At 37.3% G+C, this 20,801-nt stretch carries 18 protein-coding genes and 1 tRNA gene; 13 read left to right on the top strand and 6 right to left on the bottom strand.

The genetic code is table 11. The features are described from left to right. Positions 1 to 12 precede the first annotated feature (12 nt). Complete coding sequence (locus DCC35_RS14155) at positions 13 to 1,272, bottom strand: asparagine synthetase B (RefSeq protein WP_137091426.1); 1,260 nt, start codon at positions 1,270 to 1,272, stop codon at positions 13 to 15. A gap of 156 nt (positions 1,273 to 1,428) precedes the next feature. Here DCC35_RS14155 and DCC35_RS14150 point away from each other — a divergent pair, with 156 nt between their 5' ends. From DCC35_RS14150 to DCC35_RS14115, 8 genes are all read left to right on the top strand, one after another. Further along, positions 1,429 to 2,664, top strand: coding sequence for an ABC transporter permease (locus DCC35_RS14150; RefSeq protein WP_137091425.1), 1,236 nt, complete (start codon positions 1,429 to 1,431; stop codon positions 2,662 to 2,664). A gap of 158 nt (positions 2,665 to 2,822) precedes the next feature. After that, positions 2,823 to 3,011, top strand: coding sequence for a hypothetical protein (locus tag DCC35_RS14145; protein ID WP_137091424.1), 189 nt, complete (start codon positions 2,823 to 2,825; stop codon positions 3,009 to 3,011). 169 nt (positions 3,012 to 3,180) lie between these two features. Further along, on the top strand, positions 3,181 to 3,741 hold the full coding sequence (locus DCC35_RS14140) for an RNA polymerase sigma factor (RefSeq protein WP_217495851.1): 561 nt from the start codon (positions 3,181 to 3,183) through the stop codon (positions 3,739 to 3,741). Next, positions 3,731 to 4,999, top strand: a complete 1,269-nt coding sequence (locus DCC35_RS14135) for a porin family protein (protein ID WP_137091423.1) — start codon at positions 3,731 to 3,733, stop codon at positions 4,997 to 4,999. The genes DCC35_RS14140 and DCC35_RS14135 overlap by 11 nt, the downstream gene beginning before the upstream one ends. Before the next feature lie 27 nt (positions 5,000 to 5,026). Further along, the gene (locus DCC35_RS14130; protein ID WP_137091422.1) at positions 5,027 to 6,583 is read left to right on the top strand and encodes a CHRD domain-containing protein; all 1,557 of its coding nucleotides are present in this window, start codon (positions 5,027 to 5,029) and stop codon (positions 6,581 to 6,583) included. A 210-nt stretch (positions 6,584 to 6,793) separates the two neighbouring features. After that, positions 6,794 to 7,330 carry a YceI family protein gene (locus DCC35_RS14125; protein WP_175402829.1) on the top strand — a complete coding sequence of 179 codons (537 nt, stop codon included), beginning with the start codon at positions 6,794 to 6,796 and terminating at the stop codon, positions 7,328 to 7,330. Then, entirely contained in the window at positions 7,317 to 8,204 is an 888-nt protein-coding gene (locus tag DCC35_RS14120) for a DUF5777 family beta-barrel protein (protein ID WP_137091420.1), read from the top strand. The genes DCC35_RS14125 and DCC35_RS14120 overlap by 14 nt, the downstream gene beginning before the upstream one ends. A 10-nt stretch (positions 8,205 to 8,214) precedes the next feature. Then, positions 8,215 to 8,979 (top strand): hypothetical protein, encoded by a 765-nt coding sequence (locus tag DCC35_RS14115; RefSeq protein ID WP_137091419.1) that lies wholly within the window; start codon positions 8,215 to 8,217, stop codon positions 8,977 to 8,979. A gap of 124 nt (positions 8,980 to 9,103) precedes the next feature. On the opposite strand, the gene DCC35_RS14110 is transcribed toward DCC35_RS14115, so the two are convergent. After that, entirely contained in the window at positions 9,104 to 11,353 is a 2,250-nt protein-coding gene (locus DCC35_RS14110) for a TonB-dependent receptor (RefSeq protein ID WP_137091418.1), read from the bottom strand. A 257-nt stretch (positions 11,354 to 11,610) separates the two neighbouring features. Between DCC35_RS14110 and DCC35_RS14105 the strand changes: the two genes are divergently transcribed. Beyond that, positions 11,611 to 12,579, top strand: a complete 969-nt coding sequence (locus tag DCC35_RS14105; protein ID WP_137091417.1) for a YheT family hydrolase — start codon at positions 11,611 to 11,613, stop codon at positions 12,577 to 12,579. Here DCC35_RS14105 and DCC35_RS14100 read toward each other — a convergent pair. Beyond that, positions 12,574 to 13,854: a hypothetical protein gene (locus DCC35_RS14100; RefSeq protein WP_137091416.1), complete on the bottom strand. Its 1,281-nt coding sequence runs from the start codon at positions 13,852 to 13,854 to the stop codon at positions 12,574 to 12,576. The two genes, DCC35_RS14105 and DCC35_RS14100, sit on opposite strands and share 6 nt — an antisense overlap. Next, complete coding sequence (gene pdxH, locus DCC35_RS14095) at positions 13,854 to 14,492, bottom strand: pyridoxamine 5'-phosphate oxidase (protein WP_137091415.1); 639 nt, start codon at positions 14,490 to 14,492, stop codon at positions 13,854 to 13,856. Before pdxH ends, DCC35_RS14100 begins: the two co-directional genes overlap by 1 nt. Before the next feature lie 147 nt (positions 14,493 to 14,639). Between pdxH and miaE the strand changes: the two genes are divergently transcribed. The 4 genes from miaE to DCC35_RS14075 all read left to right on the top strand — a co-directional run bounded on the left by miaE (position 14,640) and on the right by DCC35_RS14075 (position 18,123). Next, positions 14,640 to 15,224 carry a tRNA-(ms[2]io[6]A)-hydroxylase gene (gene miaE / locus DCC35_RS14090; RefSeq protein ID WP_137091414.1) on the top strand — a complete coding sequence of 195 codons (585 nt, stop codon included), beginning with the start codon at positions 14,640 to 14,642 and terminating at the stop codon, positions 15,222 to 15,224. Between the two features lie 88 nt (positions 15,225 to 15,312). Further along, the gene (locus DCC35_RS14085; RefSeq protein WP_137091413.1) at positions 15,313 to 15,891 is read left to right on the top strand and encodes a YqgE/AlgH family protein; all 579 of its coding nucleotides are present in this window, start codon (positions 15,313 to 15,315) and stop codon (positions 15,889 to 15,891) included. 52 nt (positions 15,892 to 15,943) lie between these two features. Further along, a complete protein-coding gene (locus DCC35_RS14080; protein WP_137091412.1) occupies positions 15,944 to 17,959 on the top strand; it encodes a DUF349 domain-containing protein in 2,016 nt (671 codons plus the stop codon). A 90-nt stretch (positions 17,960 to 18,049) separates the two neighbouring features. Next, positions 18,050 to 18,123, top strand: a tRNA-Thr gene (locus DCC35_RS14075). Between the two features lie 523 nt (positions 18,124 to 18,646). On the opposite strand, the gene DCC35_RS14070 is transcribed toward DCC35_RS14075, so the two are convergent. Next, positions 18,647 to 19,195, bottom strand: coding sequence for an REP-associated tyrosine transposase (locus tag DCC35_RS14070; protein ID WP_137091411.1), 549 nt, complete (start codon positions 19,193 to 19,195; stop codon positions 18,647 to 18,649). Between the two features lie 615 nt (positions 19,196 to 19,810). After that, positions 19,811 to 20,800, bottom strand: coding sequence for a tetratricopeptide repeat protein (locus tag DCC35_RS14065; RefSeq protein ID WP_137091410.1), 990 nt, complete (start codon positions 20,798 to 20,800; stop codon positions 19,811 to 19,813). Position 20,801: the final 1 nt, after the last annotated feature.

The raw sequence follows: 20,801 nt of genomic DNA, 5'->3' as shown, positions 1-20,801 counted from the left end.
AATGATGTCTGATTAGGTTTTTTGTTTCTTCTTTTTAGCTGCAGGAAACAGGATGTTATTAAGTATTAATCGATATCCCGGACTGTTTGGGTGTAGATTCAGATCAGTAGGCTCTTCTCCAACAAAGTGTTGATAGTCTTCCGGATCATGACCTCCATAAAAAGTCCAGAATCCTTTTCCATACACTCCGTGAATATATCTTGCTTCTCCGATTGCCTCATTAGATCCCATAATTACAACATCAGGTTTAATAAGGCTTAATCTGAATGCAGTAGTCTGACCTATAAATCCTTTAACAACCCTTGTATGATTTTGAGTTAGCATAGTCGGTATCGGATCCCATTTGGCCGAAAACTTAAATAGATTGAAATAATCATTTTTTTCAGTTACACCTCTAGACTCAGGTTGCATATCAATATTGGAATACTCGTATTCGTATGGGTTTTTACTAATTTTAAAATCTTCGAAAGCAAAGGTATTCGTAAAGTCGAGCTTATTTTGAGCATCGGGTTCCGGAGGGTCGCCATCAAACATGTAATCAATCATATCAACCCCGTCTGCAGATAGAGCTATGTCATAGGTATCAGTAGCTGAGCACATTGCAAACATAAAGCCTCCGGTAGAAACATAGGTTCGTATTCTCTTAACAACCTCCAGTTTTAATTGAGATACTTTTTTGAATCCAAATTTTGCTGCTAGCTCTTCATATTCCATTTTTTGCTCGATATACCAGGGTTGATTACGGGCATTTCTGTAAAACTTACCATATTGACCGGTGAAATCTTCATGGTGAAGGTGTAACCAGTCATATTCAGAGAGTTTGCCTTCCATCACCTCTGTATCGAAAACCACATCGTACGGAATTTCTGCATATGTAAGAGCCAGGGTTACAGCATCATCCCAGGGTTGCTTACTTTTGGGAGAATAGACAGCTACCTTTGGAGCTTTCTCGAGCTTCATTATATCCATATTTGAAGCAGGACTACCAATCTCGGTTAAAATATTTTTATATTGCGAAGCACTAATCTTCTCATAGGTTACGCCCCGGATAATCAATTCATTTTCAATAGAAGGATAAAACTCTATCGCAAAACTTCCGCCTCTGTAATTGAGAAGCCAATCAGTAGGAATCTTTTTTTCAAGAACCCAGAAGGTGATTCCATAAGCTTTAAGATGGTTTTTCTGTGACTCATCCATTGGGATAAGTAAGGTCGTAGACCATGCCTGAAAACCAATAAAAATTAAAAATATATATAGTAAAACTCCGCGCATATCTCTTTCTTTAAAATTAAGACGATAAATATTATCCAACGGTTACAAGAATCCAGTTTCATTACCGCCTGTATAACCATTTATCCGTCTTCGTAATAAGATTAATGTGAATACCGGGCATTAACTATATTTAATTTAATAAAACAATTGCGAACTATGGACATTCGTGAAAATATTTCTGTTAGTCTGGATTCTATAAAGTCTAATCTTTTAAGATCTATCATTACTGCTGCGATTATCACAGTAGGAATCATGCTATTAGTAGGAGTGCTTACGGCAATCGAAGCAATGAAATCCAGTATTACTAACTCATTTAGTAGTCTTGGAGCAAATTCGATCGAGATAAGTTCTAAGCGAAATTACAACCGCAGCTCAAGAGGCAAAGAAGAGAAATCTTATCCAAAACTTACTTATGCTGAAGTTGAAGAATTTAAAAATAGATTCGGCGATGAGGAAAGGGTAGGTCTTTCAGTAGTAGCTACCTGGACAGCGGAGGTTAAAAGAGGATCGAAAAAGACTAATCCAAATACCCGGGTTACCGGGGGAGATGAAAATTATCTTGGCTTAAGGGGCTTAAATATAGCTGAAGGAAGAAATTTCACCACTTTCGATGTCGAGCGGGGTACTAATACAGCGATAATCGGTTATGCGATAAAGGAATCTTTATTTGAAGATTATGAAGAAGCAGTAGGCTCTTACATCTTTGTTCTTGGTAAGAGGTTTAAGGTCATAGGAACAACTGAAGAACAAGGAGGATTTGGAGGTAACAATAGTCAGGACCGGAGGATTATTATTCCAATTACTACTGCTCGATTACTCGTCACCCAGAGTCCTGAGTATGAAGCGACCATCAATGTAACTGATCCTACCGAAACCCAGGATATAATAGCGAATGCCAGACAGACCATGCGATTGATCCGGGAAGATCCCATAGGGACAGATGATTCCTTTACAATTGAGAAAAATGAAACTGTTGCTGAGCGGCTGGAAGAAATTGCCAGCTATATGAGAGTTGGAGGATTTACCCTTGGAGGAGTAACCTTATTGGGGGCAGTTATAGCTCTTATGAATATAATGCTGGTTTCTGTGACAGAACGAACAAGAGAAATAGGATTGAGAAAAGCCCTGGGAGCTAAGCCCAGTACTATAAGATGGCAATTTTTGATGGAAGCAATATTAATATGTCTGATAGGAGGAATTGGGGGGATAATTGCCGGTGCATTGGTTGGAAACATTGTTGGGTCCCTTATTGGTGAAGGGGGAGTGGTATTACCTGTAGTCTGGATTTTCTTAGGTTTTGCAGTTTGTATGCTAGTAGGGTTACTCGCCGGTTTTATACCAGCTAATAAAGCTTCTAAGCTAGATCCTATAGATGCCCTCAGATACGAGTAAGAATTTTTCTTAAACTGTTCGAAAAAAACAAATAAGTGTATCAAAACGATACACTTTTTTTGTTTTTATAAACAAGCGTTTTTTTATAAGTAATTGATATTTAGCTATTTGTGTTTTTTGGTATGATATTGTTTATATGATTACCAAATATTATTTATATGGCTAAATTATTATTTTCCTTCTTGACATTGTTTTTGACTCCTGATGAAGGAGAGAAAAAAGAAGTAGCTTCATTCTTTAATGAGAAAAAAAATCAGGCGGAAGAAATACTTCTAATTGATCCAGCGCTGAGAGATCAGACTAATACTGAGAATAGAAATGATAAGAGCTTGAATATATATTTTTAACAGTTGATTACATAGTATATTATCTATCCAAATCCATGGTTCCCCGCCATGGATTTTACTTATTCTACCATTAATCAATACTAACAGTCATTAAAGTTTTCCAAATTAATTAACTTAGTAAGGCAACCAATTCTTATATCCTACTGTACTGGTAATAAATCAGTGAAATTTGGAACTCGAATCTAAAAGTGAATTCAGGAAAATCCTAAAAGGCTGTGGCAAATGGAAAAAAGACAGCCAGAAGCAATTGTATCAATTGTACCATGGATATGCTATGAGCATTTGTCTTCGCTACGTAGACAATCGGGATGAAGCTGTTGAGGTCCTGAATGATTCTTTCTTAAAAGTTTTTCAGAATATAAAATCATTTGATCAGAATAAACCTTTTAAGCCATGGTTCCGCAGGATCGTGGTGAATACTGCACTCAATCATATTCAGAAATATAGTAAGCACGCTAATCACCAGGAACTTGATAACGCTTTAAATATTGGTGGGCAGGAAGAAATCGTTACCGGTATTTCATATCAGGAGATGCTTAAGGTAATCAGAGAATTGCCTCAATCTTATCGCACTGTTTTTAATTTATATGTTATCGAAGGATATAAACATTCAGATATAGCTTCTTTACTCGATATATCAGAAGGAACGTCAAAGTCTAACTTATTTAAGGCTAAGAAATACTTAAAGCAGGCAGTTAGTAAAATTTTTAATGAGGATTATGGAAAATAAAGATAATCTGGAAGAATTGTTCAGAAAGGGGTTGGCCTATGAACCGACAGACTATAGAGAGTCTGACTGGGAGGGTATGTCTGCGAAATTAGATGCTGCACCTGAGGCTCAGGTTAATAAGTGGAAGAAGATTTCATATGTACTCACAGGGATCATCATTTTGTTATTAATGTACCTGGGAGGACGAGAATATTCCATTTATAAGGAAAATTTAGCAGTGCTTAATGCCAATAATGAAGAGAATTATCAGGACAACGAATCAATATCAAATAATCAAAATTACTCTGAAGGTATATCAGAGCCAATTTTAGAAAATAATTCTACTTCCGGAAGCCAGGAATATATAGAAGGCAATAACTCTTATCAATCATTTAAGAATTCAACTGCAGGTGACCTGCATAAACAATATGGTAATTCCCCTGTTTATAATAATACCGGAATTGACGACGATTCCGGAAAGGAAAGAGATGCAAAAAGCATTAAGTCCGGAGGGGTTGAAAATAGCAATATTGGTGATTCAAAGGTTGTTAGTGGAAGTAACGTGAAAATGCTCGAAGCCTCTTCGGACTTCATTTATACAAAAAAGAAAACCAATCATTATAACGATTTAATTCATGAAAAACCTCAAATGATACTTTATGGGGTAAATAACGATTTTGTCGATCCTGATTCACAGGATAAGCTTCATCCGGCTATTTCATTAGCTGCATATGTAGCAGCGGATATGTCTACAGTGAATTTTAGCGGATTTGATAGGTTTGACGATCGATTGGGCTTTTCTATTTTTCTGAATTTAAATAGTAAATGGTCTATCGAAACTGGGGCTAATATCAGTAATAAATACTATTGGGCAGATGAAGGAGGTTATAGGACCGGAGGTTATTATTCAGATCCTGATCAAACTTATGGTGTTTGTGAGGTATTGGATATTCCTTTAAATGTCAGATATTATTTTAATACAAGTGGTAAAACACACTGGTTCGTTTCTTCAGGTATTTCAAGTTGGTTAATGCTTGAAGAAAGATATGATTATTTCTACGATTATAATCAATATGAAAACCCAACAGGATGGTACGGCGAAAATGAGAATTACCATTGGTTTGGTGTTCTGAATTTTGAAGCCGGCCTCGAACGCAGGCTAACAGATAAATGGTCAATTACAGCTTCACCTTATTTTAATTTACCTCTTAAAGGTGTAGGTAACGGGCAGGTCAGACTACTTAGCAATGGTCTGAAAGTAGGTCTAAAATTCAACTAAATCCAATTTCTAATTAAAAACACTAAAATGATGCTAACACGATTAATTTCAAGATTACATTATTTATTAATGATTCTCGCAGTAGCAGGAATGACGATTTCCTGTGATGATGACGATGAAGATCCGGTAGGTCCTTTACCAACGGGTGATCAAAAATCGTTTATTTTGTACGATAATTCATTCGATCCGTTTGGAACTGTATTATTTGAAGAATTAGATGATAATACTACCAGGGTCACTATTAATTTGAATGATAATACCGGGCCGCATCCGGCGCATATCCATTCAGGAAGTACTTTTGAACAAGGATCAATTGTTGTAGATCTTACAACTATTGAGAATGGGACAAGTGTAACTGTTATTTCAGAACTAAACGATGGGACTGGAGTTACATATGCTGATCTCATCAATTTAGATGGCTACGTTGCTGCTCATGTGAGTCCCGGAGACTTAACAGTTGCAGCCACAGCAGATTTAGGTCCGAATGAGGTTACCGGAAATATTGCTACCTATCCTTTATATGTACCTAATACTCTTGATCAAATAAACGGAGGAATATTCTTCGTGGAGAGAGGTGACGGAAACGTATGGGTAGCAGTAAGCGCAGAACCCGGAGTCGAAGGAATGATGCACCCAATGCATATTCATGATAATTCAGCTGCTGAGACAGGAGGAATTGCAATTACTTTAAATGATCTTAACGGTACGACTGATTTTTCAGCTACGTTAATTGAAGATCAGGATTTTGCTACGCTTTCATCATACAATGGATATGTAAATATTCATGAGAGTGCAGATAATCTTCAAAATATTGTTGCTCAGGGCGATATAGGGTCCAACGCACTAACCGGAACTTTTGTTGAATATACGATGGCAGAAAGGAATAATACGGGAGTGTCAGGAGTAGCTCAATTTTATGAAAGAGCCGGAGGTCATTCTTTATTAATGGTTGACCTAACCGGAACCATTGAGGGAACAGCGCATCCTTCTCATATACATTTTAACTCAGCTGAAGAAGGTGGAGGAATCGCCATCCCATTAACATCAGTAGATGGAACGACAGGAATGGCATTAACTACCATCAGAGAAGATGAAAATGGTGCTGTAACTTTCGATTCTTTAACTACGAGTTATGATGGTTACTTAAATGTTCATTTATCTGGTGAAGATCTGACAGTGGTATCACAGTCAAATATCGGAGGTAATGTATTTACTGGTTCTACTACTCAATATGCTTTTGCAGCTGTGGATGGATCAGGAGTAGAAGGTACAGCAACGTTTAATGAGCGATTGAATGGAAGCACGTGGTTAGTTCTGGAGATGACCGGAACTGCGCAAGGTAATACTCATCCTTCGCATATTCATTCAGGTTCTGTCGCAAGTCCTGGTGGAATTGCTATAGATCTAAGTTCTGTTGAGGGTGGGTCAGGCATGAGTATGACAAATATTGATCAGACAAATGCTGGTGACCCAATCACTTACGAAGACTTAACCACAACATATGAAGGTTATATAAATGTGCACCTTTCTGCACAAGATTTATCTGTAGTAAGTCAAACTAACATTGGAGCTAGTGCCCAGTAGAAGATAGAATTACAAAAGCCCGGGGATTAAACCCCCGGCTTTTTATACTTATCCCAGATTAAATATTGATTTTAAAATAACGATTAACTCATGTTGTAATCAGTTTACAAAAAACATGAGTATGGGATAACTATGTGCTTAATTAAAGGTTTTATTGTGTATAATTTTTTTAAAATCAACAGCCATCATCGAAAATTAAATAACAGGATCATGAAATGGATATATATAATTACACTATTAACCTCGATATCAGTTTCAAGCCAGGCTCAAAAGTATGTTGAAAGAGATGGTGAAGTTCACTTTTATTCTAAAGCTCCGGTAGAAGATATTGAAGCACATTCAGAGAAAGGACAAAGTATCGTTGATGTAGGATCAAACAGAATTGCTTTTGAAGTACCAATTAAAAGTTTCCAGTTTGAAAAAGACCTGATGCAGGAGCATTTTAATGAGAATTATATGGAATCTGATAAATATCCGAAGGCAACTTTCTCGGGAACTTTTTCAGGGTTTGATATAAATGCTTCCGGAAAACAAAATGTTAAGGCTAGCGGAGAAATTTTTATTCATGGAGTCAGGGAAAAGTGGAATGCAGAAGGGAAAATGCGTGTTGAGAACGGAAAAATCTATTTGGAAACAACATTTTTCGTGCTTCTGGAAACTTTCGATATCGAAAAGCCTAAAGTGCTTTTTTACAATATCGCTGATAAAATAGAAGTTAACCTCAATTTTGTTTATGATGAAATGTAAAATTCAAATACTTCTGGCTGTAATCATGTTTATATCTGGTTACAACATTAATGCACAGGATGATTTATTAGGTGAACTTTCGAAGGATGATGAGGTATATCCTGTAAAGGCTACTTTTAAAGGTACCCGGCTTATTAACGGCCATACTATTGAAACCAGAGGAGCCGGTAATCTGGATTTTGTCATAATGCACCGATTTGGAAGGCTAAATTCAGGTATTGATGAGTTTTTTGGATTAGATCAGGCAGTAATCAGGCTAGCTCTGGATTATGCGATTTCAGATGATGTCAGTATAGGAATCGGTCGTAGCAGTAGTCCTAAATATCTCGACGGATACATCAAGTATTCATTCCTCAAGCAAACTCCCGATCAATTCCCTTTTAGTGCGACTGTAATTAGTAGTGCTGCATTAGATATAAATATCAGAGAGCAGCAGCCCCCTGTTGAGGACAGAATGAGCTATGCGACTGGCGTTTTAATTGCCAGAAAGTTTAATTCCGCATTTTCCTTACAGATTGCTCCCTATTGGTTGCATAGAAATGTAGTAGAATATAATGAAGAAAATGAGGCGTTCGCATTAAATCTTGCTACCAGGGTAAAGATTACCAAAAGAATGGCTATCACCGCTGAATATTTTGCAAGATTAAATGATTCTGCCTTCCCCGATAATACAAATAACGCGTTTGGAATTGGTTGGGAATTGGAAACAGGAGGACATGTATTTCAATTAATCTTCACTAATAATCTCGGTATGGTTGAAAATACCATTATCCCTGGTACAGTGAATGATTTTTTCTCCGGAGATATTCACTTCGGGTTTAATATTTCAAGAGCTTTTAATTTAAAAAGAAATAAAGATGAAAAATCTTGGTAAAATTTTATTAATGACAGCGATTATAATCAGTTGTAAGTCAGAAAAAAATCCAGCTCCGGGAGGGAGTTGTGAGGAACCTTTTGATATCACGGTTAGTAATATAATGCCGGCAAATTGTGATGCGGAAGATGGATCATTTGAGTGGACCACTAATCCGACAAAAAATATTGCTTCTATGACAGTGGGAGGACAAAGTGTAACGGTGTCATCAACAGTTGCTGATCTGGCTGCCGGTATATATGAACTGGTGTTGGTTGCTGAGGATGGTTGTGAATCGACAGTAAATATTACTATTCCTTCAGAAAGTGGACTGACGGCTTCATTAGATCAGATAAACGCAACAGATTGCGATGTAGATAATGGTTCTGTTTCGCTTTCTGCTTCAGGTGGTACTGAGCCTTATACCTATGATGTTGACGGTTCTACAAACCAGACCGGGTCTTTTGAGGGACTGACATTTGGAGATTATACGGCAACAATAATAGATAATAATGGATGTGCCGCAACCGTGAATTTTAATATAGACGCTTCAGTTTCTTTTAGTACTGATGTTGAGCCATTAATCCAGAATAATTGTGCTGTGTCCGGTTGTCACGTATCAGGGACGGGCAGAGTTGTTTTAGCAGATTATAATGATATCCAATCAAATGCAAATAATATCAGGCAACGAGTAAGTACAGGAGTAATGCCTCCACAAAATTCCGGATATGATCTTACTCAGCAACAACGAGATGATATTGTCTGCTGGGTAGATGCAGGGGCAAAAAATAACTAAATATTCTTCTTCCCTTTAGCACTTAATCGTGTCCATAAAGATTATCTGTTAAACCTGCCTGCGTGGTCTTTATATAAAGGGAGGATTAGTGATCAATAGAGGCTTTAATTAGCCTCTATTGTATTTAAAATAAATATCGTAAACCAAAATAAAAGTTTCTTCCAGGTGCACTAATTCCCGAAGAGTACGGTCGGTAATGCAAGTCTGCCAGATTTTCCAATCCGGAATTAATTGTCAGGTTATTTAAAACATTTACTGATCCCCCTAAGTTGATTGTCGCCCATCCCAGAGCACCATCTTCTGTATATAGATGAGTTTTATTTTGTTCAGAAGGGGCTAAATCCTTAAAATCGATACCACCCTGATACCTCAAGTCGATATAAACATCCCATTTAGAACGGTCGTATTTTAGTGAAGTTCTTCCAAAAAGTGGAACGACATGTCTAACAGGTTCACCATCGGAAGTTTCACCATCAGAAATTGTCAGGGTACCGGCAAGGGATAAATTGTCATTGATAAGATATGAACCATTTATGGATAATCCGTAAATCTGCGCTTTACCGACATTTACTTCTGCCTGAACTCTACTTATAATGCCATCGTAAGGAATAAATTCTTGTCCATTAAATGTGAAATCCCTGCGTTCCATTGCATTAACAAGGAAGCTATAAAAAGCAGCAAATTCAAAAGTGAATTTATCAGGATTATAGGCTTTATACCCTATTTCAAAACTATGGTTATATTCTGGTTCGAGATCGGGATTCGGTACGACCACATTACCGGGTTCTGAATCAAATACTTTGGCTGCATCATCTACATTTGGTGCCCTGAACCCTGAACCATAGCTTATACTCAGATTGTGAATATCATTAGGCTGAAATATAAAGCTGGCTGATCCGGTAAGTGCACCATTTTTATTAGTAAACCCATTATCCGGAAAGCCTGCATCTCCAAAATCAACTGTAGTTTCAATATAAGTATATCTTAAACCTGCATTTATTAGCAGTTTTTCAGAAAGATGATATTTTGCAAATGAATAAGCAGCAGCTGATAAATAATCAGAACCTTCTGATGGATATCTCGTGGAGCTAGGTGTTATTTCACCTGAAACAATATTTTTTCTTTCTGCATCACTAAAAACATCATTATGGAAATATTCCAAGCCATAGTACAATACCCATTTTTCAAAATTCTTTTCAAAATCAGCATTTAATGAATAAGCCTTTACGTTTTCAGTTCGTGTTCTAAGACTTTCATTTTGAAACTTCCGATCATTTCTACTTTCTTCATAATCCTGGTAGGCTAATGTGAGTTTGAATCTGTCAAATGCAATAGTTGGAGTGTTGAATTTTAGTTTAATACTATTCATCATCCATTGCTGCGGTCCGTAATACCACTCTGCATTTTCCGGACTGCCATTATCTTCCAGAATCAGCCTGTCATAACGGGGGATATCACTTGTTGAACTATAGTAGAAATTTATGCCGGCATCGATTCTGTCAGAAATTTTAAGTTTAAATTTCTGAATGAAAGAATATTGATTGTAAGCAGAAGGAATCTGCTTTTCCGGATCCGGATTGTCAATAATCTCGTCATTAGCATCAGCTGAAGGTCTTACATACCAGTCTCTTTTAAAGAAGTTTTCATATCCATCGGGATAATTAGCTCCGGCTCTGAGGTTATCAAAGTCAGAATAAGATAATGAGGTAAAAGATGCTAACTTTTTTCCGGCGATATTCAGAGAAATGTGGCCTGTTTTTTCATTATTAGCAGTGCTATACCTTCCTGAAACACTTCCAGATACTTTTGTGCCTTCAATACTAAACTCAGGATTGATCGTATGAAAATCCATTACTCCACCAAGTGCATCAGAACCATAGATAAGAGAACCAGGGCCAAATATTACCTCAGCACTTTGTAATGATAACGGATCGATATTGAGTACATTTTGAAGGTTGCCACTTCTGAAAATCGCATTATTCATTCTTACACCATCAACTATTAAAAGCACTGAATTGGCTGCGAAACCACGAATCATCGGACTGCCACCACCAAGCTGGCTTTTCTGTACAAATACCTGGCCTGTGGCAGCAAGCATATCAGCACTGGTTTGAGGTTGTATATCCATTATGTCCTGAGCATCAATAGATGCCATCTGTTGAGGAACATCTGATTTAGGTTGTTCCCATTTGTTTGCAGACACCACGACTTCATCGATCTTGATTACTTTTTCCTCCAGGTAGATGATTTTGTTACCCTTCAGCATATCCTGCTTGGTCAGGGTGACCGGGTAATATGAAGAATGGTTAATGTTGATCAGTTCATCTTGTTTGAAAACAGACAGATCTGCTATACCTGATTCATCCGTGATCACCTGGCTGGTGCCATCAACAGATGTAATCGTAGCACCCTGAACCGGTAATCCCGTTTCTTTATTTATTGTTTTAACATTCTGTGAAAATACAGATATCGAAGAAAAAATATAACTAATGTAATAGACAGAAGTGCTTTTTTCATAAGCACAAATATGTATAAAAAGAGGTCGTTAACCGAATGTTACTTAAAATTTTCAATTATTAGTGTCAATATCCCGGCTGTTAATAACTTTGGAAATAAGCAGCTAGTGAATTCATGCCAATAATCAGATCCGACTATAAAAAACCATTTTATTTATTTAATTCTCACCTGGAAACAATTATTCCATCCGCTCTCCGGAAAGTTGATGGTGTAAATTATGACCGGCAACGTCTTGAGTTAGATGATGGTGATTTTCTGGACCTCGATTTCCTGCTTCACGATCAAAGAAAAGATAGCATTCTAGTGATTTCTCATGGTCTTGAAGGTAGCTCTGACCGTCCTTATGTAATGGGGCTTGCGAAATTATTTTTCGAAAATGGTTTTGACGTTTGTGCCTGGAACTGCAGAAGTTGTAGCGGAGAGATTAACCGGCTTCCTCGTTTGTATCACCATGGGGATACTGATGATCTCCATTACGTACTGGCAGAGGTACAAAGACTTTACAATCATAAAAACATTATCCTTGCCGGGTTAAGTATGGGAGGCGCGATGAGCTTAAAGTATGCCGGCGAAGACAGGGAAGAGAAAATTAAATCCTTAAAAGGAGTGATAGCCTATAGCGTACCGACTGATCTGAGAGGAAGCAGTCTTACATTGAATGAAAAAGGAAATGGATTTTACCGAAAGCGCTTTCTGAATAAGTTGAAGAATAAGCTCTTATTGAAAAAAGATCAATTTGATGGATTGATCGATTTTTCTAAAATCGATGAGATAAAAAACTTTCAGGACTTTGATGCACATTATACTGCAAACATCAGTGGTTTTAATTCGGTTGATGAATTTTATGAAAATGCATCTTGCGGGAATTTCATTGAAGGGATAAAAGTTCCCTCGCTTTTAGTAAATGCGAAAAATGATCCGATTCTTTCTGATTCATGTTATCCGTATAAACTGGCAGAAAGTCATCAATACTTTTTCCTCGAAACTCCCAAAACAGGAGGCCACGTAGGATTTATGCAGCGAGGTGATGAATATACCTGGTCTGAAAGAAGAGCATTGAAGTTTGCCAGGGAAATATTATGAGTCAAATGGCATGGTATACTTTTCTTTATAAAACTGAGTTCTCCAGGTTTCAAGTATTTCTAATGGTTTTTGTGGGATATTTTGGAGCCTATATTGCTTCTGAAAAATAAATTTAGAAGCACTTTCGACCGGCACTTTTTGATAAAGATGATCGGTTAAATGGTGGACAATTTTTAATACAGTTAATCCATCAAATACCTCATAATACTTTTTAAAACGGGAATGGTTGTTAGTTGCGGCTGATGATGCTGTTTTGATTTTTTCGATCAGATCATTTTCATTCAGGTATTCCATCAAATCAGGATGAAGGATTTCCCTGAGGTGAGTTAAATGAAATTCACTGATGGCATTTCCACTATTGAGTATTTCAAATAGAGGCCTTAAGATGTAAAAGATTTCAGGGCAGTATGTTTCAATTTCCTTTCCATTGGTGAATTCGATCATTGCTCTGCCCGTTCCGAAAGGAACTCTGTCTGATATTCGGGCCTCAGGAAAAATTCTGGTATTATGAATTTGTCCGAAGTTTCCCATCGGGATTATCCGATGCAAAAAGTAAAAATCTTCTCCGGCCTTCCGTTTGTTCATTCCACCAATAGTAGCATAAGTATTAGCTCTGCAAGCCATGCTGCTTCCCACCGTATGGTAAGCATAAGGGTATTGTGCGTATCTTAAAGCAGCTATATAATAATGCAGGTGACTTTCGTAAAGAATGATTCCTTTATTGATCAGGTCATTGTCTGAAAGAGGATGTTCAAAAGCAATTGAAGCACCGGGTGATTTTGGGTTTTCTTTAAAATAGCTGATCACACTTTCCAGGAAATTGTCCTGACAAGTGGCATCAGCATCAAAACAAATTATTGGTGCTGCCAGGCTGTCAATATTTTGTAATTTCCTGAAAGCTTCATCCATCCCGGCCTTCCTGGCCATTCCGACGCCGGCAATCTTATTTTTTATTCTGCAAATATTGCCTGCAAAGAACTTAAGGTTTTGATTTTTATTGTTTTTAATCCAGGATGTTATTTCCTGAAATTGGTTTACGTGAAACTGAGCTATTTTATTATCAACATTTTCCGGTTCATTGATAACTACGAAAATGCAAACTTTGAAATCAGTAATATTATTAGAAAGAGATTGAAGACTTTTTAGCAGATTCTCCTCATAAAAGGAGGGTAGGACAACAATTGCGTCGGTGTCTTGATGAATATCTCCTTCAATTTGATATTCATCAGTAGCATATCTGTTCAGGTATGTTGAAAACGTTTTTTCAACCTTCATCAGGGAGCCAGTCTGGTTACTTTCCAGGAAAAGTCTTTTTGAAGGTTATATGAAATTCGGTCGTGAAGACGATTTGGCCTTCCCTGCCAGAATTCCAGCATTACCGGTTTTACTCTGTAGCCGCCCCATTGTTTGGGTTTAGTTACCGTTTTACCATCAAATTTTTGTTTAACCTGTTCATGTCGCTCATCCAGGATAACTCTGCTAGCGATTGGTTGAGACTGAGGTGACACCCATGCACCGATCTTGCTGCCTTCGGGCCTACTATTAAAATAATCTTCAGATTCTTTTTCAGTTAGCCTCTCAGCGATTCCTTCAATTCGGACCTGTCTTTCCAGCTCACCCCAGAAAAAAGTCAGAGCAACCCACGGGTTTTCATCTATTTCCAGGCCTTTTTTACTTTGATAATTGGTGAAGAACTCAAAACCTCCATTAGAAATTCCCTTCAGGAGAACAATTCGACATGAAGGCCTTCCATCGGCAGTAATTGTTGATAATGACATGGCGTTTGGTTCCAGAACTTCTGATTTGGCAGCTTCCTCAAACCACTTTTCAAATTGCTTTACAGCGTCCTTGTCAACGCCATCAATATTTAGGGAATGTCTTGAATATTCTTTTCTGATATCGGCTATATCCATGATAAACGAATTCTAGTTATAGAGAGGGTAAAATTGAGAATACCTTTGTAAATCACCAATATAAAATCAATTATTCTTTGGTTGTTTAATAATAACTGGTTTGTTTTAGGTTGGTTAAAAATAATATCGAAATATCTTTTTATACAAATGAAGTTAAGTTTAGAGGTGTCTGTGGAAAGCAGCCCGGAATGGGTTGAAGCTGTCATGAATGATTTTGATTCATTTTTACAGGACCACGCTAATTGTGAGCGGAAAGCTTCATCGATGGCGATGAGCCTCGTGGCTAAATATCCGAATAGAACTGAAATAATTCCTGAATTAATTGAAACGGCGATCGAAGAGCTTGAGCACTTTGAGGATGTGTATAAAGTTATGGAAAAACGGAATATTCAGCTGCCTCATCAAATAAGTCAGGATATTTACGTTAAAAAGTTAGTAGATAAATGCCATAGTGGGAGAGAGGAAAGATTCAGAGATCGATTATTGCTTGCCTCTATTATCGAATGCCGGGGCGCGGAAAGATTCAGGTTGATCTATGAAGCACTTCCTGAAGGAGAGTTGAAAAGCTTTTATCATCGTTTATGGGCCTCAGAAGCTAAACATGGTAATATTTTTGTTAAGATGGCCTTGCTGTATTTCCCTGAAGATGAGGTTTATTCAAGGCTGGATGAGCTGAATAAAATTGAAGGGGAAATATTAAAAGAATTACCAATAAAGGCAGCTTTACATTAGAATATTATTGATTATATCAAAAAATATGGTTAAATTAAAAGTAATAGCTCCTTAAAAAGATTATTAAAATAGTAATGAAAAGATAATTATGGAATTCTTCCCCAAACCAGGATCAGTTAATCCGGAAAAAGGTTCTTTTCTCTTATCAGAACCCTTCCTTCCGGATCCGAATTTTGAACGTTCGGTGGTATTGCTTTGTGAGAATAATGAGGATGGGTCCTTCGGATTTGTGCTTAACAAACCTTCGATACTTACCTTAAGTGAAGTGCTTGATGAGGAAACGGCCATTGATATACCTTTGTATGTCGGAGGTCCAGTTCAGCAAGACACACTTCATTTTATTCATCGAAGGCCTGACCTGGTAGATGAAGCAGTGCCCCTTGGGAATGGTATCTTTTGGGGTGGAAACTTTGAGCAGGTAGTTGCTTTGTTAAGGTCCGGGATATTCATTGATGAAGATTTTAAGTTTTTTATTGGTTATTCGGGCTGGTCGGAAGGTCAACTAAAAAAAGAACTCGAAGAAACATCCTGGATTGTATCTGAGGAAACAGATCCTGAGATCGTATTTAATCACGATTCTGATCAGATCTGGGGAGATATATTGAAGAAGATGGGAGGAGAATTCAAGATGTTTGCAAATTATCCACAAGACCCGAGATTAAATTAAGCTGGATTTTATAATTTTGGGGTAAGTGGTTTTATAGAATAATAACACTGTCATGACAGATAAAGAAAAAAATGAGCTAGCTGGTGAGGATTCAAAACAAGAGAATCCTGTGAATGAGACTCCTGAGAGTCCGTTAGAAACTAAAGCTGAAGATCAAGATCAAAAAGAAGAGGAGAAGGAAGTTTCCGAACCTGAAGAAAAGCAGAAAGAGGAGCCTGTTTCAGAAAGTGAAAAAGGCGAGACTGAATCTGCTGAATCAGATCAACCGGAAAGTTCTGATGATCACGATGAGGAAGATGATCACGACGAGGATCATGAAGATGATGATGATCACGATGAGGAGATCGATTATCACAATCTTTCAAAAGAAGAGCTTCTTAAAGTGGTAAAAGATCTTGCAGCACTTGATAATATGGCTAAAATAGGCCGTGTTCTCAAAGAAGTAGTTCCTATCTATGAAGAATATAAAGATAAAGAACGACAGGAAGCCCTTGATAAATTTATTGAAGAGGGAGGCGAAGAAGACGGCTTTGATTATAAATTTGATAAGGTAACTGAAGAATTTGATGCAACAGTCCAGTTACTTAAAGACCGCAGGTCTAAACATTACCGTTCTCAAAAAGAACAAAAGCAGAAAAATCTGGATAAGAAAAATGAGATCCTGGAGAGATTAAGGGAGATCGTTGATAGTGAAGAGACCAATGTCAGCATCAATCAATTAAAGGAAATTCAAACTGAGTGGAAAGAGGTTGGCCCGGTGCCGGGTGGATCAGCAAAGTCACTCTGGGCAAATTATAATGCACTAATCGATCGTTTTTACGATAACAGAAGTATTTATTTTGAGCTTAAGGAACTTGACAGAAAAAAGAACCAAACGCTCAAAGAAGATCTTATTAAAAGGGCAGAGGCACTTGAAAATGTAGAGATTCTGAAGGATGCCATTGCAGAATTAAATGAACTTCACGAGGAGTACAAACATGTTGGTCCAGTGCCAAAAGAAGTACAGGAAGATCTTTGGACTCGATTTAAAGCTGCCTCAGATAAGGTTTACATGCGTCGTAAGGATTATGTTGAACAGCTTAAAAAGGACCTTAGCGAAAACCTGGAGAAAAAGTTGGCGCTTGTTGAAAAGGTTAAGCCATTTGCTGAGTTTAGTTCAGACAGAATTAATGACTGGAATGCCAAGACCAAGGAAATTCTTGCCATTCAAAAAGAATGGGATTCAATTGGTGGCATGCCTAGAAATAAGGCTAAAGAAGTAAATAAAGAATTCTGGGGATCTTTTAAGTCCTTTTTTAACAGTAAGGGTAAGTTCTTTAAAGAACTCGAAAAGGAAAGAAAAGAAAACCTTAAGCTCAAGGAAGAACTCGTAGAAAGGGCAGAGCAATTAAAAGACAGTACCGATTGGCACGAGACTGCTGCAGAAATGAAGAAGTTGCAGGCAGAGTGGAAAAAAGTTGGTCCTGTTCCTCAAAAGGTAAGAGAAGAAGTATTCAAAAAGTTTAAGGCAGCTTGTGATACCTTTTTCCAGAACAGAAGGGAGCAAAACAAGCAGTTCGATCAGAATTACGAAAAGAATCTTGAAGCGAAAGAAAAGGTCATTACTGAGATTCATGATATGAGAGAGAAAGATCTTAATGACATCGATAAGCTTGAAGATAAAATGGATGACTTCTTTGATATCGGATTCGTCCCTAAGAAAGATATAAAAGCCACTCTCGATAAATTTATTCATGCTGTAGACCAATATCTTGATGAAAGTACTGAAGTAGACTCCGAGGAGGCTGCCAGAGTGAAGATGGTTGCCCGCTTTGGAAACATGAAAGGCGATAAGGCAGAGAGAAAGATGGTCAGAAAAGAAGGAGCCATCAGAAGGCAGATCAGTAAACTTCAGGATGACATAGTGAATTGGAAAAATAACATGTCGTTTTTTGCTTCTTCAAAGACAGCAGATAAGTTATTAAAAGACTTTGAAGATAAGATCGAACAAGCTGAAGAAAAGATTATAGAATTAAAGGAACAGCTTCGTGTTTTACAAGATCTTGAAAATGAGGCTAATCCTGATTGATCAAAAAAATACTTTAATTTTTTTAAAAAAAAGGTTGGTCAGTTAAGAATAGCTTACATATATTTGCATCGCATTTGAGCAACAAGGCACGCCCCCATAGCTCAGCTGGCCAGAGCAACTGACTTGTAATCAGTAGGTCGTTGGTTCGAATCCGACTGGGGGCTCATAAAGTTATAAAGACCCATATCTATTAGATGTGGGTCTTTTTTCTTTTGTAACCATTATCGGATGAGAACCAACGAAGTTGGTTTGAAATCGAGGTACGAGATTCACGAGGGGATGTGCGGCATGCCTGTGGGTATGAGTAATCCGACTGGGGGCTCTTAAATAAGAAAAGAGGACGAAAGAAGCGAGAGCGGAATTTGGCCTCTTTTTTTATTTCTTCACACTTTCAACCTCAAACTTCACACTTATTAATGTTTGACTTTCAAAAATTAACTGTTTACCAAAAGGGTAAATTGTTTGTCCAGGGAATTGATGAATTATTATACAGCGTTACAAACGCTGATCTCGATCCACCCTCGTTACGCTTCGCTAAACAAGGGCGATGGGGCATTATTATGGTATGTAACATTTGTAATTGATGTAGCTATTTCGGTTTAAAATAAAAAAGTACTAACAAAAGACAAAGCAGCCATCGTCCTCGTTTGCAACGAGGATGCTTGAGGCTGGCGATTGTATCGCCATTCAAATAACAATTACATCTAATAAGCCTTTAGATTTGGTGTAGTCTCTTGCGCTGCTATATCGATAATCTTCTGGTACGTCTACCAAACCATTTCTAAGAGGATTTTCATGGATATAATGAATTTTTTCCCAAATATCAATAGTAGAATCTATTTCAATGCAATGATTGGAATCTTTCCATACCTTGTATTTTTTAGCTCTTTGTGTCTTCCTTGCTTGAAAATTAAATCTGTCTAATAACCATTCCCTTCTACTCTCATTTATTCTATCTATCTCTTTAATAATTTCTTTTGAAGTGAACTTCTTGAAATCTCTTAGAAAATCAGAAAATTTATATGGTGTAGTTACGGATGCAATTATGTGGATATGATTAGACATTATTACCCAGCTATATAATTCTAATCCTTTGTTCGAAATACAATATTGAAGTGATTCAATAATAATATCTCTATATTCTCTTCTTGTAAAGACGTCAATCCAATCAACGACTGTCATCGTGCAAAAATAAATACCATTTTGATTATCGATCACATATCTATCCCCAGACATAAATAAAGAAAAATTACAGGTTGTATTAAATACCGTTCTTAATTTAATCCTCATTATGAAATTCTAGAAAATATAAACGTTTAAAAAAGTCAGCGTTACAAACGCTGATCTCGATCCACCCTCGTTACGCTTCGCTAAACAAGGGCGATGGGGCTCCTAAATAAGAAAAGAGGACGAAAGAAGCGAGAGCGGAATTCGGCCTCTTTTTTTATTTCTTCCAACTTTCAACCTCAAACTTCATACTTACTAATGTTTGACTTTCAAAAATTAACTGTTTACCAAAAGGGTAAATTGTTTGTCCAGGGAATCGATGAATTATTATACAGCGTTACAAACGCTGATCTCGATCCACCCTCGTTACGCTTCGCTAAACAAGGGCGATGGGGCTCACGAATAAGAAAAGAGGACGAAAGAAACGAGAGCGAAATTCGGCCTCTTTTTTGTTTCTTCACACTATCAACCTCAAACACATTATCAACTACTGCTTCTGCTTGACTGTGTACTTACAGGCAAGGTAATCCATCAATTCGGATCACAGATCCTATGATAACAGTTCGATATTACAAATGTCCAACAGCATTTACTCTTGCGAAAGTGCTTTACATGTAAGCAACATTAATCCATTTCCTTTTTTAGTTTATGGATCACTTCATTCCATGGCTCTTCACCCATTCTTTTTTTTGCTTCCTTATTAGCTTCGATGAGTAATTCCATTGCTTTCTTTTTATCTTTATCTACACCAAACCCATTGTAGTAATAAAAAGCCAGGTCAGCTTTAGCAACGAAGTTACCAAGTTCGATGGCTTTATTAACAGCATCAATAGCTTTTTGAGGATTATGAGATCCATTATCTTCGGACATATAAACCTTAGATAATTTTAGATAGGCTCTGTCTGAAAAACGCTCGTTTTGAGTGAGTTCTTCCAGTAGGGAAGTAGCAAAAGTGATATCCTCAGGCTTGTTGTCGATAATAAAATCTGCTAATTCGTATTTTTCGTCATGGTCACCTAATTCGATTGATTTCTTTCTCCACTTAATTACTTCTTCAATATCAATATCATCCTGGAATGAATAATAATCAGCCAGTTCAGCAGCAGCCTCAGGATGTCCGGCTTCAGCAGCTTCTTTTAACAATTCAGCAGCGTATTGATTCAGATCTTCAGAATAGTCATCATCATAAGGCGAAGTCATCAAATTGAACGCATACCAATACACAGATCCTGGATGATCCTTAATAGCTGAAATATCAATTGATTTATAATTCTGATTATTTGTCTGCGATACCAGTTCGATAGTTTTCTCGAACTTTTCAAAGTCATGAATGGAAAATGTAAAAAAGGGTTTACCAAAACTTTCATCAGCCATGAAAATATTATGTGGTGGCTGATGATTGGTTTTGTAGAATAAGTATTGACCGTCCTCATTATCTGCAATCGCAAACTCATCTTTACCAAGGATATTATCGCGGATTAATTCTTCCGTTTTTCTTACTGCTTCACTAACCGGCCAGAAGTGCCAGTCTTCAATTTTAAAATAAATTTTGAAGCCATCTTTAGAGTTCTTATCAATGAATTCGAGGTATTCTGCGGGTAGTTTGTCAGTCATG

The organism is Mangrovivirga cuniculi (assembly GCF_005166025.1).
GTDB classification, from domain to species: domain Bacteria; phylum Bacteroidota; class Bacteroidia; order Cytophagales; family Cyclobacteriaceae; genus Mangrovivirga; species Mangrovivirga cuniculi.
This window is presented reverse-complemented; position numbering and strand designations above follow the sequence as displayed.

Bases quoted from the DNA above. Each gene is read 5' to 3' on its own strand.
- pdxH (WP_137091415.1), bottom strand. From the start codon at position 14,492: ATGGATATAGCCGATATCAGAAAAGAATATTCAAGACATTCCCTAAAT.
- DCC35_RS14080 (WP_137091412.1), top strand. From the start codon at position 15,944: ATGACAGATAAAGAAAAAAATGAGCTAGCTGGTGAGGATTCAAAACAA.
- DCC35_RS14125 (WP_175402829.1), top strand. From the start codon at position 6,794: ATGAAATGGATATATATAATTACACTATTAACCTCGATATCAGTTTCA.
- DCC35_RS14115 (WP_137091419.1), top strand. From the start codon at position 8,215: ATGACAGCGATTATAATCAGTTGTAAGTCAGAAAAAAATCCAGCTCCG.
- miaE (WP_137091414.1), top strand. From the start codon at position 14,640: ATGAAGTTAAGTTTAGAGGTGTCTGTGGAAAGCAGCCCGGAATGGGTT.
- DCC35_RS14070 (WP_137091411.1), bottom strand. From the start codon at position 19,195: ATGTCTGGGGATAGATATGTGATCGATAATCAAAATGGTATTTATTTT.
- DCC35_RS14105 (WP_137091417.1), top strand. From the start codon at position 11,611: ATGCCAATAATCAGATCCGACTATAAAAAACCATTTTATTTATTTAAT.
- DCC35_RS14145 (WP_137091424.1), top strand. From the start codon at position 2,823: ATGGCTAAATTATTATTTTCCTTCTTGACATTGTTTTTGACTCCTGAT.
- DCC35_RS14130 (WP_137091422.1), top strand. From the start codon at position 5,027: ATGATGCTAACACGATTAATTTCAAGATTACATTATTTATTAATGATT.
- DCC35_RS14100 (WP_137091416.1), bottom strand. From the start codon at position 13,854: ATGAAGGTTGAAAAAACGTTTTCAACATACCTGAACAGATATGCTACT.
- DCC35_RS14085 (WP_137091413.1), top strand. From the start codon at position 15,313: ATGGAATTCTTCCCCAAACCAGGATCAGTTAATCCGGAAAAAGGTTCT.
- DCC35_RS14120 (WP_137091420.1), top strand. From the start codon at position 7,317: ATGATGAAATGTAAAATTCAAATACTTCTGGCTGTAATCATGTTTATA.
- DCC35_RS14155 (WP_137091426.1), bottom strand. From the start codon at position 1,272: ATGCGCGGAGTTTTACTATATATATTTTTAATTTTTATTGGTTTTCAG.
- DCC35_RS14135 (WP_137091423.1), top strand. From the start codon at position 3,731: ATGGAAAATAAAGATAATCTGGAAGAATTGTTCAGAAAGGGGTTGGCC.
- DCC35_RS14065 (WP_137091410.1), bottom strand. From the start codon at position 20,800: ATGACTGACAAACTACCCGCAGAATACCTCGAATTCATTGATAAGAAC.
- DCC35_RS14150 (WP_137091425.1), top strand. From the start codon at position 1,429: ATGGACATTCGTGAAAATATTTCTGTTAGTCTGGATTCTATAAAGTCT.